The 20502-nt window shown below is 29.3% G+C and carries 13 protein-coding genes; 3 read left to right on the forward strand and 10 right to left on the reverse strand.

Annotated features, from left to right (window positions below; all coding sequences use genetic code 11):
• Positions 1-188 precede the first annotated feature (188 nt).
• The 4 genes from J2Z76_RS15290 to J2Z76_RS15305 form a co-directional block, all read right to left on the reverse strand.
• Positions 189-2168 (reverse strand): FtsX-like permease family protein, encoded by a 1980-nt coding sequence (locus tag J2Z76_RS15290; RefSeq protein ID WP_209512929.1) that lies wholly within the window; start codon positions 2166-2168, stop codon positions 189-191.
• Entirely contained in the window at positions 2161-2928 is a 768-nt protein-coding gene (locus J2Z76_RS15295) for an ABC transporter ATP-binding protein (protein WP_209512930.1), read from the reverse strand. Before J2Z76_RS15295 ends, J2Z76_RS15290 begins: the two co-directional genes overlap by 8 nt.
• Before the next feature lie 113 nt (positions 2929-3041).
• Entirely contained in the window at positions 3042-4049 is a 1008-nt protein-coding gene (locus J2Z76_RS15300) for a sensor histidine kinase (protein ID WP_209512931.1), read from the reverse strand.
• 1 nt (position 4050) lies between these two features.
• Complete coding sequence (locus J2Z76_RS15305; protein ID WP_209512932.1) at positions 4051-4722, reverse strand: response regulator transcription factor; 672 nt, start codon at positions 4720-4722, stop codon at positions 4051-4053.
• A 211-nt stretch (positions 4723-4933) separates the two neighbouring features.
• On the opposite strand from J2Z76_RS15305, the gene J2Z76_RS15310 reads away from it, so the two are divergent.
• The gene (locus J2Z76_RS15310) at positions 4934-5560 is read left to right on the forward strand and encodes an SIMPL domain-containing protein (RefSeq protein ID WP_209512933.1); all 627 of its coding nucleotides are present in this window, start codon (positions 4934-4936) and stop codon (positions 5558-5560) included.
• A gap of 37 nt (positions 5561-5597) precedes the next feature.
• Here the strand turns inward: J2Z76_RS15310 and J2Z76_RS15315 are convergent, their stop codons facing one another.
• The 6 genes from J2Z76_RS15315 to dxs all read right to left on the reverse strand — a co-directional run bounded on the left by J2Z76_RS15315 (position 5598) and on the right by dxs (position 16838).
• On the reverse strand, positions 5598-6917 hold the full coding sequence (locus J2Z76_RS15315) for an FAD-dependent oxidoreductase (protein ID WP_209512934.1): 1320 nt from the start codon (positions 6915-6917) through the stop codon (positions 5598-5600).
• A 307-nt stretch (positions 6918-7224) separates the two neighbouring features.
• Positions 7225-8574 carry an MATE family efflux transporter gene (locus J2Z76_RS15320; RefSeq protein WP_209512935.1) on the reverse strand — a complete coding sequence of 450 codons (1350 nt, stop codon included), beginning with the start codon at positions 8572-8574 and terminating at the stop codon, positions 7225-7227.
• Between the two features lie 201 nt (positions 8575-8775).
• Complete coding sequence (locus J2Z76_RS15325) at positions 8776-11154, reverse strand: endonuclease MutS2 (protein ID WP_209512936.1); 2379 nt, start codon at positions 11152-11154, stop codon at positions 8776-8778.
• Positions 11155-11406: 252 nt separating this feature from the next.
• A complete protein-coding gene (locus tag J2Z76_RS15330; protein WP_209512937.1) occupies positions 11407-13605 on the reverse strand; it encodes a U32 family peptidase in 2199 nt (732 codons plus the stop codon).
• A gap of 37 nt (positions 13606-13642) precedes the next feature.
• Positions 13643-14722: a cell division protein ZapA gene (locus J2Z76_RS15335; RefSeq protein WP_209512938.1), complete on the reverse strand. Its 1080-nt coding sequence runs from the start codon at positions 14720-14722 to the stop codon at positions 13643-13645.
• 253 nt (positions 14723-14975) lie between these two features.
• Positions 14976-16838, reverse strand: coding sequence for a 1-deoxy-D-xylulose-5-phosphate synthase (gene dxs, locus J2Z76_RS15340; protein ID WP_209512939.1), 1863 nt, complete (start codon positions 16836-16838; stop codon positions 14976-14978).
• Positions 16839-17028: 190 nt separating this feature from the next.
• On the opposite strand from dxs, the gene J2Z76_RS15345 reads away from it, so the two are divergent.
• Both J2Z76_RS15345 and ppdK read left to right on the forward strand, forming a co-directional pair.
• Positions 17029-17856, forward strand: coding sequence for a pyruvate, water dikinase regulatory protein (locus J2Z76_RS15345; protein WP_425347570.1), 828 nt, complete (start codon positions 17029-17031; stop codon positions 17854-17856).
• Between the two features lie 21 nt (positions 17857-17877).
• Positions 17878-20502, forward strand: a complete 2625-nt coding sequence (gene ppdK / locus J2Z76_RS15350; RefSeq protein WP_209512941.1) for a pyruvate, phosphate dikinase — start codon at positions 17878-17880, stop codon at positions 20500-20502.

Genomic DNA, 20502 nt, shown 5'->3' on the forward strand with positions numbered 1-20502 from the left:
TCTCCCAATTTAATAATTTATAATACTAAAACTCACCGACTAATATATATTACTATATCAAACTAGCAAAATCAATAAAAATTGACAATATTTAGTATTAATGTTTTCTAGTTTTATTTTAATGGCAAATTCCATATCATATTTTTTAGATATGATATGGAATTAAGTTTTGGAAATACAATAATAAATTAACTTACTATCTTGTAGTAAGTTCTTGCAGTTAAGGCATACACTATTGCATAAAATATAGTAAAAACAAATATGGTTATAACAGCACATATTGCAAATAACGGTATATTTGAAAGATTTAACAATAAAAGTAATTTAGTTATTACCTTAAAAGCAAAAGCTAAGTGAATTACAGCTGCAACAAGTGGCATAAAGAATACTGTCAAAATCTGAGATTGAATTGACTTTTTTATTTCACCATGACTCATGCCAACCTTTTGCATAATTTCAAACCTTTCTTTATCATCATAACCTTCAGCAATCTGCTTGTAATATATAATAAGAACTGTTGCCATAATAAATAAAAATCCTAAGAATAAACCAAGAAAAAACAAACCTCCATAAATAGAAAGAAAAGTTGATCTTGAACTTTCAGCTCCCTCAGCATAAGCATTTATTCCACTATTATTTATTGCATTTTGCAATGAAGAAACAAGATGTATTTGAACATCCTTATCTGCATTGACATCAAAACCATAATAGTATGAAAGCTCTCCCATATCTCCATCTTCAATCATTAACTCATCATATATTTTATTAATTGTCTCTATACTATCTACTACTACAAAATAACTATTAGTTAATGCTACAAGATTTCTTTTTTCCGAATAAAGACTATCAAGTCGTTCTTTAATTGATAATTTAAAATTATTAAAACTTATTATATTACTAGGTATATCACCGCTTGCAACATATAACAGCGCTTCATCACTTGATAAAGATAGGTTTTTGTTCTCCATCTTATTATATTCATCTATTGTAACAAATAAGAGCATTGACATGTTTTTAGATATATAAGAAGAGGATTCAGCACTAATAAAGTTAGAATCATCATTTTGCATTGCAGCAATGCTTATAGAACGATACCTACTTACATTCATAATATTAACATCTAACATTGATGTTTGCTTTTCAATTATATTATCTAATTGTACTGCTTGTTCATCTGAAATATCTGTATCTTCAACAATAATATTTCTAGGGTAACGAGTTCGTAATACGTCTTCCATTCCAATATACATAGAAATTGTAGTAGAAATCATAATTATTACAGCAGTTGATAAAATGCATATATTTGAAAGACCTACTGCATTTTGTTTCATACGATAAATCATACCAGAAACAGAAATAAAATGTTTAGACTTATAATAATATTTTTTATTATTGCGAAGCACCTTTAAAACTGCTACACTGCCTGCTGTGAACAAGCAATAAGTACCTATCATTACTAAAACAACAGCGACAAAAAAAATGTTAATAGCTGCTATTGGAGACTCTGTAGTTAGTGCAATATAGTAGCCACTACCAAGACAAATCGTACCAATAATTGTTAAAATCCACTTTGTTTTTGGTTCTTTTTCACCTATATTACTACCTTTTAACAATTCAACTGGCTTAGAAATATAAACTTGAAAAATATTATAACCTAGGTTTAATGTGAAAATACCAACAAACAACAAAAGCGTATAACAAACAGCCTTAATTGGTATTTCAAAACCAAATGTTACTTCAAAATTAATGATTCTAAAAAGAAATAATATCATAAGTTTACTAAAAAGAATTCCCGCTAAAATTCCAGTCAAAATACTTAGAATTGAAATAAATAATGTTTCAAAAAACATAATACTTGCAACATGTTTTTTTTCCATACCTAAAATATTAAAAAGCCCAAATTCTTTCTTTCTGTTTTTAATTAAGAAACTATTAGTATAAAACAAAAAAATCACAGAAAAAATACCTGTAACTACTGTACCTAAAAACAGAAGGGTTCTTAGGCTTTCCTTTTCACTTAAACTCCCTATATCTTTTGCTAACACTAAAAAATACATATTATAAAACATCATAATTGTTCCAATACAAGTTAATATATATGGAATATACATTTTTGAATTCTTTTTTATATTGTTAATTGCAAGTTTTGGATAAAACAACTTATTCATTTCTTCCACCACCTGTTGCAATCATAGTTAAGGTATCAGAAATTTTTTGATACATTTCTTCATTAGAATTAGTGCCTTTATATATCTGATGAAACACTTCTCCATCTCTTATAAATAAAACCCTTTTAGCATGACTTGCAGCTTTTGTACTATGTGTAACCATAAGTATTGTTTGACCTTCATCATTAATTTCTGAAAATATCTTTAACAATCCTTCTGTAGCTCGAGAATCAAGTGCCCCCGTAGGCTCATCAGCAAGAATTAACTGTGGGTTTGTGATTAGTGCTCTTGCAATAGCAGTTCTTTGCTTTTGACCCCCGGAAATTTCATATGGGAACTTAAGTAGAATATCACTTATTTCAAGCTTTTTAGCAATATGTTTTAATTTATCATTCATTTCGTCAAATGACTTTCCTGCTAAAACAAGTGGTAGAAAAATATTATCTTGTATTGAAAATGTATCAAGTAAATTAAAATCTTGAAATACAAAACCAAGATTATCCCTTCTAAATGCAGAAATTTCTTTTTCATTAATTAAAGAAATATTATTTCCATTTAAAAGAATTTCACCGCCTGTAGGTTTATCAAGAGCTGCAAGAATATTAAGCAATGTTGTTTTTCCAGAACCAGATTCACCCATAATTGCAATATATTCACCTTTTTCAATTGAAAATGAAACGTTGGAAAGCGCTTGAACAGGATTTCCACCAAAACGCGTTGTATAAATTTTTCTTAAATTGTTAACTTCTAAAAGTGGCATAATTATTTCCTCCAATATTTTCTTTATGTTCATATAGTAACAAAAGAGAAAATGACTTACCATAACTTTGGCTTACATTTTATCTACAAATCTTACATTTTAGTAAGGTTAAATTATTCTACTCTAATATCAGTAACATCAAGTCCAATTTTAACTTTAGTACCCTTTCCAACCTGAGATTCAATAGTAATAGTATGAGACAAGTTATTTAAAATTCTTTTACAAAGATACAATCCAATTCCGGTAGATTTTTTATATAACCTGCCATTATATCCGGTGAATCCTCTTTCGGATATTCTAGGTAAATCTTCTTTTTCAATCCCAATTCCTGTATCTTCAATAACTAGTGTTTCAGGCATATTTTTATCCATATATATTAATATTTCACCTTCATTTGTATATTTAAGCGAATTTGATAATATTTGTTCTATAACGAACCCAAACCATTTTTCATCAGTTAACACCTTATAATTTAATTCTTCATAACTTAACTTGATTTTCTTACGAATAAATAATTTTAAGTATTTTCTAACTGATTGCTTTATAATATCATCAAGCAAGTATCTTTTAATCAATAAATCAGAATGCATATTCTCCATTCTTAAATATTGCAATACCATTTCAACATACTGCTCTACCTTAAAAAGCTGCTCTAAAAGTTCAATATTTGTGTTAGATTGTTCCGATTGTAAAAGTAGCCTCATAGCAGCAATAGGCGTTTTAATTTGATGTGCCCAAATAGTATAATAATCTAACATATCATTATAAGCATTATCCTTATCACTTATAATTTCAGCTCTTTTTTTATCAATAATACTAATTAATTCTTGATAGTCTTTTTCAATCAAATCTTTTGAATTAGCAAATACAAAATCAGAAATAGTTATACTATTTTTCAATTTATCAAGTATCAAATGTTTTTTGTAAAAATTAATAAAATCAACAATACCAACTAGTAAAATAAAAACACTTGTCAACAAAATTGAATAAACAACAGCCTCTAAAGGTAATATGTACAATGAAAAAACTAATAAAAAAATCCCAAACGATATTAGTACTACTGTCACCATTAAAATATTTCGTTTTATATATGAATTTAAAACATTTATAAAATCATTCATCTCATTCCACCATATACCCAAGACCCTTTTTAGTTGTAATAAAATTATTTAGTCCAGATTCAGTAAGCTTTTTTCGCAAACGTGTCATATTAACTGTCAAAGTATTGTCATCAATGAAATTATCACTTTCCCAAAGGCGTTGCATTATTTCTTCACGGGAAACTACTTTCTCTAAGTTTTCCATTAGAAGCTGCAATATTTTATAATCATTTTTTGTTAAATCAATTTTTTGATTGTTATAATGCAATGTTGTATCGCTAAGATTTAGAACAACACCATTATGTTCAATTACATTAATTTGTGAGTGAAATGAATAAGTACGTCTTATAAGTGCTCCAACTTTAGCATTTAAAACATTCAAATCAAATGGTTTTGCAATAAAATCATCTCCGCCCATATTCATAGCCATAACAATATTCATATTATCATTAGCTGAAGATATAAAAACAACAGGAACTTTAGACACTTTTCGTATTTCACTGCACCAATGAAAACCATTAAAGTATGGTAGCATTATATCAAGCAAAATAAGATGCGGTTCAAATTTAATTACCTGTTCTGTTATATTTTTAAAATCAGTAGCATAAATAACATTGTAATTCCATTTGTTTAAATAATCATTTATTGCTTTTGCAATTGTGATATCATCTTCTACAATCATAATATTATACATAATTAATTCTCCTAAGTTCATTTGCTGTAAGCATTATAATTATATCACATTTATAGTTTAATTAACTATTAAAAGATATGAATATATAAAAAATTTAATAAAGAAACAATAATGCTACTGTTTATACAACTTCTATTTAAAATATTTAAGTTACAGTTTCTTAACACACTACATATAATGATGTAAATATTATATAAGAAAGGTGAAATCAATGAATAATTATTATCACGACAACAATTTACATAAAACAATGACTTTAACAGGGCAGGGTCAAGTTACTTTAGTTCCTGATACAGCTGTTATCCACTTAGGTGTTCAAACTAATGGAGAAAATTTAGTAACTATTCAATCCGAAAACGCAAAAACAACACAATCAATTATTCAAGCTCTTCAAAGAATGGGAATTTCTGATGTAAAAACCTCACAATACACCATAAATAAAATATATGATTATGAGGATGGTAAACAAATAGATAGGGGATATTCAGTACGAAATATCCTTGAAATAAGAACTAACAATTTAGAATCAGTAGGTAAAATCATTGATACTTCTGTTAGCTTAGGTGCTAATGTTGTAGATCTAATTTCATTTGAAGTATTAAATAAAGAATATTATTATCAACAAGCACTCAATCTTGCTATAATGAATGCAATTCAAAAATCAGAATCAATTGCCAGAAACTTAGGACTATCCACAAATCCAATACCAACACGTATTGTTGAAAATAGTTCATTGCCAATCCCAAGACCATATAGACGTGAGCTTGCATCAGAAACACCAATATTACCAGGAAATATAAGCATTGATGCCTCTGCTACAATTGATTTTTCATATTGAACAAAAAAATGATGCGGTGGGGACTGTCCCCAGCGCATCACCTTAATTTAATTCCAGTATAATAAAGTGGGTCTCTTGGTAAGGAATACGGTGGAGAGTACGCTAGGTCAAGATGGATTAAATCTTCTGCTTTAGCTTTTAGCGTAATAGCAGTTACAAGAACATCTAATCTCTTATCAACACCTTCATATCCAATTATTTGAGCTCCTAGTAGTTTGCCAGTTTTTTTGTCTCCTACCGCCTTTATAACAATTGGCTTTCCTCCCATATATCCTGGCTTACTTATTTTTTTATCAATAGACACTACAACATCATATCCATGTTTTATTGCTTCTTCTTCAGATAATCCCGTTTGTCCTACGGTCATATCAAAAATTCTATAAATTCCAGTTCCCAATACTCCTTTAAATTCATCACCTTTACCAGTTATATTACTTCCTGCAATAGTTCCTGTTTTATTTGCAGTAGACCCTAAAGGTCTATAAAGAGGTTTACCTGTTATTGAATTAAACAATTCAATGCAATCACCACAACTGTATATGTCATGTACGTTTGTTTTCATATGTTTATCAACTTTAATAGCACCAGTAATACCAAGTTTAACTCCTGATTGTTTAGCTAACTCAACATTTGGTTTTATCCCTGTAGCCAAAAGTACAATTTCTGCTTCAATTAAACTTCCATCTTCTATAATAACCCCTTTTTCATTTATTTCAATAGTATTAGTATCGGTATAAACAGTTACTCCATTTTCATTTAGATAATTTTCAATATAGACGGTCATATCTTTATCAATACCTTTAGAAATTGTAGACCTAGCAATAAGTGTTACGTCCATACCAAGATTATTAAAACTTTCACTCATTTCAAGTCCTATAAAGCCACCCCCAATAACAACAGCTTTTTTAGGAACTTCCCTTTCTATAAAAGTTTTTATTCTGCTCATATCATTAATGTTCCTTAAAACAAAAACATTGTTTCTTTCAGATCCCTTTATTTGTGGTACAGTTGAAGTTGCTCCAGTTGCAATAACTAGTTTGTCATATTTATCTTGTGTAATTTCATCAGTCACCATATTTCTTACAGTAATGAACTTATCATAAGAATTTATTGATAAAACTTCATGCTCTACAAAAATCTCAATATTATTTTTGTTCTTAAAATATTCAGCATCTCTTGGAACTAATTCATCTAAATCACTAATTTCATTGCTTATGTAATATGGCATACCACATCCAGCATATGAGATATATTTATCTTTTTCGTAAATAATAATTTCCGCTTCCTTATTGTTTCTTCTTATTTCTGTAGCAGCTGATGTTCCCGCAGCTACAGCACCTATAATAACTACACGCATAAAACCTCCTATAATATCTTATTATATAATATTATATACCCACTCTATGCAAATTTAAGCTAAATGATTCGAAAAATCAGCTCATAATTCTTCCTTACCTACTTAATCTCACATTAATCCTGCCATTTTTTAATAATTTTTATAAGTGCTTACTAAATTTATTTATATTTTTCAAATAAAAATCTCCATGTTAGTAACATGGAACTAATACAAGCATATAATACATTATAGCTACCGGAAAACGCTAGCTGGATAATAATTTTTGAGGGCGGAGTCGGCACATTATTGTGTTCCGACTGCCCTAAATTTATGTAACATTTTTTATCCATTTTTTTGACATAACTCTAGGAATTGAAATTATAGCTTTTACTATTTCCTCTACACTTACTAAAGCGACTACAAAGTATACAGGTAATTTCAATATAAGCGCTCCAACAAATGCCATAGGTACTCCTATTAGCCATACAGAACCTATTTCTAGAAACATGGAAAAGGTAGTATCTCCCCCTCCTCTTAAAACACCAACAATAACTGTTGCATTAAATGTTTTTATAAAGAAGACTAATCCCATTACTAACATAATACTTTTAGCGGTATCCTGTAATCCTATATCTAAATTTCTAAAAAGTTTTAATGTTAAATCTGAAGATACTATCATTATAAATCCAAATATAATACCCAACAAACTTGAAATAATTAGAAAATTAATTGCATAGTCATATGCTTCTTTTTCTTCGCCTTGCCCTATCTTATTACCTATCATTACGCTGCTTGAATTAGCCAATCCTCTAAAAATTACAAAAAAAACATTTTGAATTGTAGTAACTACTTGTATAGCTGCCGTTGCTTCTTCTCCAATCTTTGCGTAAGCTATAGAATACATAACTTGACCTAATGCCCAAAATCCCTCGTTAAGAATTACTGGCGAAGTAGTTTTTAAATACTTATTCACAAACTCTTTATTCCAACCAAATAATTCCTTTACAGTACCTGCTAGAGGCCCTCTAGATGAATATACAGCGTATAATAATAATGAAATCTCTATTATCCTTGCTAATAAAGTACCTATTGCAGCCCCCTTTACTCCCAAGGCTGGTAATCCTAATTTACCAAACATAAATATATAATTAAAAATTGTATTCGAACTGAAAGAAACAATTGATATCTTTAAAGGTATATTAGCGTTTCCAGTGCTTCTTAGCCCTATACTAATTACAAAACTAATGGCAGTAATTATATATGAAAATGCTACTATCCTAAGATATTCACTCCCTAACCGCACTGTTTCAGGAATGTTTATAAAAATCTTCATTAAAAATTCTGGGAAAAATACAGCCGACATAGTGAATATAATTCCTACCAAAGTACTAATAAATATTGCTAATCCTAATACTTTTCTAATGTTATATATATCTTTTTTACCCCAGTATTGAGATATAAATACAGACGAACCTGTACTTATTCCAAAAATTATTAATATGTAAAAAAAGAAAATTTGATTTGCCAAACCAACTGCTGCAATGCTTGATTGTCCTAAGCTACTCGTCATTAAAGTATCAACCATATTTAATGATGATGTAATTAAATTTTGCAGCGATATGGGAATAGCTATTGATAACATAGACTTCAAAAATAATTTGTCTTTATAAAATTTCATTTATTCCTCCAAAATAACTTATTATCATATTTGTATAATAAATGTTATATTTTTTTAACCATTATAATCACACCAGCTTTAATTCTAATATATTATACACTAAATTTTACTGAATACAAATACATTTATACTTTATTTATACTGTAAAATTTAGCATAAAAAAAACATAACTCACTATTATGTTTTTTTAGTATGATATATCTATTTGAATGTTACTATTGTTACTCCATCTCCGCCTTCATTGAAATTCCCTAGCCTAAAATCCTTGACATGCTTATTCTTTTTAAGAAATTGGGTAATGCCTTCTCTTAGAATTCCCATTCCTTTACCATGAATAATTTGAATTTCATTTAAATTTGACATAAATGCATCATCTAAATATTTATCTATTTCCATTAGGGCTTCTTCGAGGTTTTCTCCCCTTACATCAATTGTACTACTAATAGATGTAGTTTTTAATTTTATTATTCTAGAGGTTTTTGCATTATAATTTTTTTCATCATCAGATTTAATTTTTATCAGATCTGATTTCTTTACTTTTGTTTTCATTATTCCTATTTGAACCATAACATTTTGAGAATCATCTTCATCAGAAAGAACATAGCCCTTTTGATTTAAACTTTTGACATTTACAGCATCACCTTTTTTAAGAGGTGTAGTAGTATCATAAGTTTCTTCTTCAAATATTTGCTCAGTATATGGATTTTCCTCAAGTACTTTGGTTTTATTGTTTAAATTTTGTCTTAATTCATTAACTCTACGACTTTTATCTTTATTCATCTCTAAGTTAAGTTTTTTAAGTTCTTTAATTATTTCAGCTGTTTCTCTTTTAGTTTGCTCAACAATTTTTCTTGCTTCATAATTAGCTTCATTTATAAGTTTTTCGCTTTTTTCAAGCGCTTTTCTTTCTTTTGCTATAAAATCTGCATGTTTTTTCTGACTTTCTGAAGAAAGTCGATCTATTTCAGATTTTTTTTCTTCAATATATATTCTGTTCTTTTCAATTTGATTTAAGGCATCCTCGAATTCAACTTTTTCTGTTTCAATTGTGCTTTTAGCTTTTTGAATTATTGACTCATCTAGTCCAAGTTTCTTTGATATTTCAAATGCATTAGATTTTCCTGGAACCCCAATTAATAGCTTATACGTTGGACTTAATGTTTCAACATTAAATTCAACACTTCCATTACAAACACCATCTGTCGTTAATGCATGCAGCTTTAATTCACTATAATGAGTTGTAGCTGCAGTAATTATTTTTCTGTCATGAAGTTTATCCAGAATTGAAATAGCAAGTGCTGCTCCTTCTGTAGGATCCGTTCCTGCTCCAAGTTCATCAAACAAAACCAATGATTTGTCATCTACTTCTTTCATTATTTTAACGATATTAGTCATATGAGATGAAAATGTACTTAAACTTTGCTCTATACTTTGTTCGTCACCTATATCTGCAAAAACTCCACTAAATAATGATATTTCTGTACCATATTCGGCAGGTATATGGAGTCCTGACATACCCATTAATGAAAACAATCCAATTGTTTTAATAGCAACAGTTTTTCCTCCAGTATTTGGTCCAGTGATAATTAGTGTAGTAAATTCATCGCCAAGCCATACGTTAATTGGCACTACAACATTTGAATCAATTAGCGGATGTCTTCCATTTTTTATTCTTATATAACCTTTATCATTTATTTTAGGCTCAATTGCATTTATACTTATGGCATACTTACCTTTAGCAAAAATGAAATCTAATTGTGTTAATAATTGCTGATTATCAATCATTTCACGTTCAATATCACCTATCATCAAACTTAGTTCAAGAAGTATTCTTTCAACTTCTTTTTTTTCCTCAATCTTAAGATTAGAAACTTCATTGTTCATCTCAACTATAGCTATTGGCTCAATATATATAGTTGAACCAGTTGATGATTGATCATGCATTATACCTTTAATCATTGACCTGTACTCTTTTTTAACAGGAACAACATATCTATCATTTCTCATAGTTACAATGCTTTCCTGTAAATATTTCTGAGTTGTAGAAGAATTTACAATTGAGTTTATTTTGTTTTTAATTGCTGAATTCTTAATTTGTATTGCCCTTCTTATTCTCTTTAATTCTGAGCTAGCATCGTCAGCTATTTCTTCTTCGCTTATTATTATTGAATAGATTTTATCTTCTATATCTTTATTTGAATAGATAGTTTGACATAATTCTTCTAATATTTCATATTTTCTTTCTTCTTTATTATTAAGAAGTACATAATTTTTCATCAACCTAGCAGCTCTTAGTGTATCAGCACAATTTAAAAGTCCTCTTTGAGATATAATACCACCAACTGCTCCTCTTTTAACATAATCCCTAACATCAGAGATACCTCCAAGAGGTGGACTACCCTTTTCAATAATGATGGATAAAGCTTCTTTAGTTTGATTTTGCAAATAGTTAACTCTCTCTATATCTGATGATATATCGAGTTTTCTAACTTCTTTTTTTCCAGTTTCTGTTTCTGCAAAACTCTCAACACTTTCTATAATTTTATTAAATTCTAAAACTACTTTAGATTTCTGTTTCATTATAAATTCCTTTCCATTTCGAACAATAAAGACGCAGACATGAAATCATACCTTACAATAACCACAGGTCAGAAAATGTAGAATTTCATTCTGACTTTGCGCATATTTTGTGAAATTGTACGAAATTAATAAAACAGTTTTGGCACATTTAGCGAAGCGTATGTGTGCCATTGTTTTATTAATTGAAGTTACAATTTCCAAAATTTTAGTAGGAAGAATTAAATTTTACATTTTCCTACTCGCGTTATTTTATTATAGTATGTTTTTCAAATAATGCCCTCTTGTAAAGTTATTTTCAATGAGAACATCATACGATTGAACACCATTTAGTTCACAATATACTGCATCTATTATTTCTTCAATATTATCTTCCCATTTACTATCAATAAAATAATATTCTATTCCACTTCTAATAAAATCTGTAGTTTTTCCTATTAATGTTAACGGAACACTATTATATATATGTGTAAGTCTTCTTTCTCTTTCAATATTAAAGTATACACCTTTCCTGTCTTTTAAGGCATATTTATCTTTAAAGCTACATTTTTCACAATCCTCAACATTTTTACAATTTTTAACTAACGACATAGGACAATTCTTCATGACCATCAGCTGCGTATAAGCATATGTAATAATTTCAGACTTCATATTAGCATCTAAATTACCCACAACACTTTCCATATCCTTTATATTTGCCTCTACTGAAAATGTAAATCCATCTACGCTTTTGTCTTTTAACAATTCTACCGCAAATGTATTAATTACATTAAATGAACTACCACAATGTATTTTTAATTTGCTTTTCTGCTTGAAAAAGTGCAAAGTTCCTACATTATTTACACATACGCCATCAAATAATTCTTCATATAAGGAAATATTCTTTTTAAACAAATTATACTCTGATTTTGATACTATATTAGGTATCCAAAGATACTTTTCTACACCATCAATTTTACGAACAACTTCCAAATCTAAATTATATGGCACGTAAACTCTTTTAACCTTTACTTTATCAACTAAGTTAATTTCTTCGTTACTATTAATCTTTAAACTAATCTTTGGCTTTGTTTTTGGTTTAGTTTTACCAAAATCAAAAATTGCTTCATGTGTAATTTCACCTATATCTAGCCTATTATAAAAATATGCTCCCTCTTCAAACAAATACTCTGTTGCATCTCTTCTCATTTGATTTAGTGTGCTTTTTCTTAAAAACACACCATCTTCTAATGTGATTTTCAAGTTGCCTAATTTATATATTGTGCTACCAAGTTTTCCAAGCTGTTCATTAACCAATTCATCTGTAACTGGATTTTTTTGACTTGTTTCACAAAGTTCTTTACTTTTAATTGTTATTTCATTAGTTCCATCAGTTGCAAAAAGTACTGCCTTTTCCCCAACTTTAAGGGTTATTTCAAAATTAATGTCATTTCTCCTAAATTGAGAAAACTCCTCTGTTCTATCTCTAATTTCTTCGACTATATCTCCTATATCATCGCCTTTAACACCTGAGCTTGTTCTTGCAAACATTTCATCATCTGGACTAGGCTTAATATACCCATTTGTATATCCTCTGCTAAATGTTGAAATAGCCTTTTTTTCAAGTTCATCTATATTTTCTTTTTTATCACTTAAATAGTTATCTATAATATTCCTATAGTATTCTACCACTACGGCAGTATATTCCGGTCCTTTCATTCTTCCTTCAATTTTAAATGTCTTTACTCCAGCATCTATTAATTCACATATAGATTCTCCAGCTTTAAAATCTTTCATACTAAGAACTGGCAATACATCTAATTCTTCTACTAAAGAATTACTTTCTTTATCAAGAAAGCTGTAGTTAAGTCTACACGGTTGCGCACATTTTCCTCTATTTCCGCTTCTGCCTCCTAAAAAGCTGCTCATATAACATTGTCCAGAATAGCAAGCACACAAAGCTCCATGTATAAAAACTTCTAAATCCGTATTAGTGTTTTTAACGGCTTCACGTATTTGCCCTAATGACAATTCCCTTGCCATTATGATTTTATTAACTTTATATCTATCATAAAATTTAACTCCATACTCATCATATACAGTCGATTGTGTGCTAATATTTACTGCTAAATCAGGTATATGTTTTCTAATTAAAAATAAAAGTCCTAAGTCCTGAACAATAACTGCATCTACATCATTTTCATACAAAAAAACAGCATAGTTAAGTGCTTCCAGAATTTCAGTATCCTTTAATACAGTATTCAAAGTAACATATACTTTAACATTTTTATTATGTGCATATCTAATAATATCCATCATTTCATCATCATCGAAATTTTGAGAGTTTTGTCTCGCATTGAAATTCTTACCACCCAAATATACTGCATCAGCTCCACTGTTAACAGCTGCATAAAATGATTCAATGCTACCTGCCGGTGCTAAAAGTTCAACTTTTTTTTGTTTTTGTTCTACCATTTTTTCTCCTTATTTTTCATCTACAAAAACCACATCATCAAACAGAAGTTTCTTTTTCTAGAAGTTCTAAAAGTTCCTTATTTTCCTTCTTTAACTCATCAATTTCCAACATATTTTGATAGTTTTCAGTATCTTTTCTATTTAATTTTTCTTGAATTTCATTTATTTTGTTATTTAAACTTTCTTTATCGCTATTAATCATCAATAACTCTTCAAGATATTTTTCTTTTTCATCATTAACATCATCATATTTGGATCTCATTTCTTCATAATTACTTTTAATCTCGCTTACAAGCTTATCTTTAGACAATAAAGTTTCATCTTTTTCATTGAGTTTTTGTTGAACCAAATTAATTTTGTTTTTTAAATATTCTATATCTTTTTCCTTTGATTGTAGTGTTATGTTGTTTTTTTGAATTTCTTCATTTAAGTGGTCTATTTTAAGCAAGAGATCTTCATTGGTTTTCTTTAAGCCTCTAATTGTATTTTCAAAATCATTTACTTGTTTTTCTTTTTCATTTAATCTTAATTGAAGTTTAGAAATTCTACCATTTAAGCTACTTTTAGTGTTATTCATGAAACTTAGCTCTTTAGTGAAATTTTCTCTTTCTTTTGTAAGATTATCGCATACTTCATTAAGCTCTTCATTTTTATTCTTTAGTTCATTAATTAACATTTCACTTTTTAATAGTTGTTGTTCTTGTTCATTTACTTTATCTTGATTTTTCGATATTTGAGAATTTAAATATTCTCTATCATTATCTTTAGCGAGTAATTTTTCTCTATATTTTTCTCTTTCTTGAATTGCAGAATTTAAATTTTCCTTTGCCTGTTCTTTTTCCTTTATAGCACTTTGTGTTTGTTCTCTCAACAATGACATTTCATTATATACTTCATTTTTTAGTTCTTGAATTTCATTTGTTGATTTCATGAACTTATCTGCTATTAAAAATGAAGTTAAAATAAGCTTATCTATGTCATTAAATCTTTTATTAGAATTTGATAGAGTATTTATTTGTTCATTTAGTATTTCTTCAATCTTTTTTACATATTCGGGACTTTCATCAGTTCTTACATTGTATTTTTTATCACCAATTATTATTTCTAATTTGTTCATAAAATCAAATCCCCTTCCTATATTATATCTATTATATTTTAAGTAAGATAACTATATTATTTATGTTTATTATTAATTTATAAATTTATCGACTATATATTAATATTAAGGTATATTCCTTAAAATATCAATAGCAAATAACATATTTTATCATTTATTTTGCAAATTTTATAAAAAATATACGCTTATATTATATTTAATCTACATATATATAAAATACAAAGTCTGCTCATTACAAGCAGACTTAAATACATCAAAATAATTTATTTTTTATATCAAAGGCAATTGATTCAGCATTCAAGTCATTTTCCTTTAATAATTCATCAATAGACCCTTGTTTAATAAATTTGTCAGGCAACGTCTTAAACAAAACCTGAATATTGTTAGGAAACAATGCATCAATTCTCAATGCAACCGAACCATCTTTAACAGTTTCATCAATAATTACAACCTTTTTCGTTTTTAAAGCAGATTTTAATATTAACTCTTCGTCTAGAGGTTTTAGGAATCTCAAATTAATTATTTCAGAATCAATGCTTTTATCTTTCAAAATATCCCTTACATCAATTGCTATTTTAACCATTTTACCACTTGCAATTATAGTTAAATCGCTACCTTCTTTAACTATAGTACCTCTTCCTAATTGAACCATTGTATCACTACTATCTATTTCAGACTTAAAACTTCCTCTTGGATATCTAATACAAATAGGTCCGTTGTGTAATTTTATTGCATACTCTAACATGTTTTCAAGCTCTCTGTAATCAGTAGGAACCATAACCGCTATATTAGGTATTTGACATAAAAATGCTGAATCAAACACACCTTGATGAGTTTCACCATCATTTCCAACTATACCAGCCCTATCAATTGCAAAAACAACATGTAAATTTTGCATGGCCACATCATGTATAACTTGGTCATATGCTCTTTGAAGGAAAGATGAATATAATGTTACTACAGGAATAACTCCATTAGCTGCTAATCCAGCAGCCATAGTTACAGCATGTTGTTCTGCAATTCCAACATCAAATAATCTCTTAGGAAATTTTTTAGAAAAATTTTTAAGTCCTGTGCCATCTGTCATTGCAGCAGTTATTGCAACTACACTTTTATCTTTTTCTGCAATTTCGCAAAGTTTATTACCAAATACATCAGAACACGAGGGAATAGACGACTTATTTAAACTTTTTCCTGTTTCAATATTAAAAGCTGAAACACCATGAAAGTCATTAGGTCTCTCCTCTGCAAATTTATAACCTTTACCTTTAATTGTTTTAACATGTATTAATAATGGTCCATTAATATTTTTTGATTTATTAAATACTTCTATTAATTCATCTATATTATGACCATCTATAGGCCCCATATAAGTAAATCCAAGTTCTTCAAAAAGCATCCCTGTTGTAACGACCATTTTTTTTATACCATCTTTAGTTCTTTTTATAAATTTTTTTATACCTTTTGATCCAAACGGTATATGGTCAATAATTTTTTCAACATCTTTCTTAGTAGAAATATACCTTGGCTCTGTTCTTATTTTACCTAAATATGTTGATAGACCACCTACATTAGGTGATATGGACATTTCATTGTCATTTAATATAACAATTAACTTCGTATTGCTTCTTCCTGCATCATTTAGCGCCTCAAAGGCCATCCCTCCGGTCAAGGCTCCATCTCCAATAACAGCAACAACCTCATATTTTTCACTTTTTAAATCTCTTGCTCGTGCAATACCTATAGCAGCAGATATTGATGTACTGCTATGACCTGTATCAAATACATCATATATACTCTCATCTCTCTTTGGAAAACCACTCAACCCTTTATATTGTCTCAACGTTGACATCTCGTTTTTTCTACCAGTAAATATTTTATGTACATAGGATTGATGACCAACATCCCAAACAATTTTATCCATTGGACAATTAAAGGCGTAATGCAAAGCAACTGTTAATTCTACAACTCCCAAATTAGAAGCAATGTGTCCACCAGTTTTTGATACATTATCAACTAAAAAATCTCTAAGTTCTAAACATAATGCATTTAGCTTGTCATTACTTAATTTTTTTATATCTTCAGGTGAATTTATATTATCTAAATATTTTTCCATTAGTTCCTCACAATAATACAGCACTATATACAAATAGTGCTTTTTTTTAAGCTTTCTTTATTATATAATGTTTAAATACATATGTCAAAATTATTATTATATTTTTTATAAAAAAATACTGTACTTTTTATTATTTATGTTATATTATATGTAGTATATTTGGCTTTTATGTTATATTATATATTAAGAGGTGGTATTATTGACAGAGAAAACACATATATATGTACTATCAGATTCAATTGGAGAAACAGCTGAACTGCTTGCAAAAGCTGCTAGCATACAGTTCGACCAATATTTAATTGGTGAAATACACAAATACTCTTTCGTATCTGAAAAATATCAATTTGACGAAATTATTGATAAAGCTTCTACACACAATAGTATGATTGTTTATACGCTTGTAAAGTCAGAGAGTAGAGAATATCTTGCTTCTCAATCTGCAAAGAGAAATGTTGTTGCTATTGATGCGTTAGGCCCTATCATTAAAGTTCTAGCTTATTTATCAAAATCCGAACCTAAACGAGAAGTTGGACTTAACAGAAAGCTCAATGATGAATACTTTGAAAAAGTAGAGTCTGTTGAATTTGCTGTTAAATATGACGATGGTAAAGACCCTCGTGGAATACTAAAAGCAGATATAGTTCTATTAGGTATATCAAGAACTTCTAAAACACCTCTTAGCATGTATCTTGCATACAGAAATTACAAAGTAGCAAACATACCTTTAGTACCTGAAGTAGCTCCACCAAAAGAATTATTTCAAATATCATCTAAGAAAATAATAGGTCTTACAAATGATCCTGAAAAACTCAATACTATACGTATTGAAAGATTAAAAGATATGGGTATGAAATCAAATTCTACATATGCTAACATGGATAGAATTTTATCCGAACTGGACTATGCGCATCAACTTTTTACAAAACTTAGATGCCCCATAATAAATGTTTCAGCAAAAGCAATAGAAGAAACTGCAAGCATAATAACTTCTATTGTATCAAACGATAATGATTATTAATTAATTTTATAGGAGGACACAATGAGTAAAAAATGGGTATACTTATTTAAAGAAGGAAATGCTTCGCAAAAAAGTTTATTAGGAGGAAAAGGTGCTAACTTATCCGAAATGATTAACATAAATCTTCCAGTACCTCCTGGACTAACAGTTACGACAGAAGCTTGTACAGAATTCTACAGACAAGGCAAAAAATTATCTGATGAAATAATTTCTCAAATAGAAGAAAATCTTACATTGTTAGAAGAACAAACAGGTAAAAAATTTGGTGATGAAAACAACCCACTATTAGTATCAGTTCGCTCTGGTGCAGCTGTATCTATGCCTGGAATGATGGATACAATACTTAATCTAGGACTTACAGATATAGCTGTAGAAGGTATGGCAAAAAAGACAGGCAACACCCGTTTTGCATATGATAGCTACAGAAGATTTATTCAAATGTTTGGTGATGTTGTTTTATCTATACCTAAATACAAGTTCGATCATGCACTAGAAAATATAAAAGAAAAAAATAATTATAAATTTGATACTGAGCTAACAACTGAAGATTTAAAAACCATTGTTCAAAGATTTAAAAGAATATATAGGGACGAAACAAAAACTGAGTTTCCTCAAGAACCTGAAAAGCAATTACTAATGGCTGTTGAAGCAGTATTCAGATCATGGAATAATGCAAGAGCTATTACTTATAGAAATCTATATGATATTCCTCACAGCATAGGTACTGCTGTTAATGTTCAATCTATGGTGTTTGGAAACATGGGTGATACATCAGGCACAGGAGTTGCATTTACTCGTAATCCTTCTACAGGAGAAAAGAAAGTATTTGGAGAATTTTTAATGAATGCTCAAGGCGAGGATGTTGTTGCAGGTATTCGTACTCCATTAACTATAGACAAATTAAACGAAGTTATGCCAGAAATATATGCTCAATTTATTGAAACTGCAAATATACTCGAACAACATTACAGAGACATGCAAGATATAGAATTTACAATCGAGCAAGGTAAACTTTATATGCTCCAAACAAGATCAGGCAAGAGAACAACAGAAGCTGCATTAAGAGCCGCAGTAGAAATGGTGGAAGAAGGTCTCATATCTAAAGAAGAAGCTGTAATGAGAATAGAACCTAAATCACTAGATCAACTTTTACATCCAAGATTTGATGCTGATGATTTAAAGAATGCTACTGCAATTGCTGTAGGTCTTCCTGCTTCACCGGGTGCAGCTACTGGAAAAATATATTTCACAGCTGAAGAATCTGTTGCTGCATCTTTAAGAGGAGAAGCTACTATATTAGTAAGAAAAGAAACATCACCAGAAGATATAGAAGGTATGAATACTTCAAAAGGTATTTTAACTTCAAGAGGTGGAATGACATCACATGCAGCGGTTGTTGCAAGAGGTATGGGTAAGTGTTGTGTTGCAGGATGCGAAACTGTTTACGTAGATGAAATCAAAAAAACAATGGTAGTTGGTGATTTAACACTAACAGAAGGAGATTATATTTCTCTAGATGGTAGTACTGGTAATGTATATCAAGGAAGTATAAAAACTGTTGAGCCTGCTATCTCAGGAGCCTTTGGGAAATTAATGGAATGGGCTGATGAGTTTAGAAAATTAGGAATACGAACTAATGCTGATACTCCTAAAGATGCAAGCGCAGCTATAAAATTCGGTGCAGAGGGTATAGGCCTTTGCAGAACTGAGCACATGTTCTTTGAAGAAAGCAGAATTTTCTCTGTTAGAAAAATGATAATTTCTGATAATGTTACTCAAAGAGAAGAAGCATTAAAAGAAATATTGCCAATGCAGAAAAACGACTTCAAACAGTTATATAAAATAATGGGACCAAGACCAGCAACAATCAGACTTCTTGACCCGCCATTACATGAGTTCATACCTCATGATGAAGAAGATATAATTGAGCTTTCTAAAGAAATGCATGTTCCAATTTCTAAGCTAAAGGATATAATCCAAAGTTTACAAGAATTTAATCCAATGCTTGGTCATAGAGGATGTAGACTTGCTATTACTTATCCAGAAATTGCTAGAATGCAAGCAAGAGCTATTATTGAAGCTGCAATTGAAGTATCTTCTGAAGAAAATATAGATATAGTACCTGAAATAATGGTACCTTTAGTAGGTAAAAAAGAAGAACTTGAAGTTTTAAGAGAATTAATAATAGAAACTGCTGAAAAGGTAAAAGAAGAAAAAAATTCTGATTTAAAATACCTAATAGGTACAATGATTGAAATTCCAAGAGCTTGTGTAACATCAGACGAAATTGCGCAATATGCCGATTTCTACTCATTTGGAACTAATGATTTAACTCAAATGACATTTGGATATTCTAGAGATGATGCTGGAAAATTCATTTCAGCTTATAAAGAAGTTGGTATATTAGAAGTTGATCCATTCCAAAGCATAGACCAAGTTGGGGTTGGTAAATTAGTTGAAATGTCAGTTAAACTTGGTAAACAAGTAAAACCAAACATGCACATGGGTGTATGCGGTGAACACGGCGGAGATCCTGCTTCAATAGAATTTTTCCATAAAACTGGATTAAGCTATGTATCTTGTTCACCTTTTAGAGTTCCAGTTGCAAGATTATCAGCAGCACAGGCTGCTATAAAGAATAAATAA

Origin of the sequence: Sedimentibacter acidaminivorans, from assembly GCF_017873955.1 — a bacterium.
Classification (GTDB): domain Bacteria; phylum Bacillota; class Clostridia; order Tissierellales; family Sedimentibacteraceae; genus Sedimentibacter; species Sedimentibacter acidaminivorans.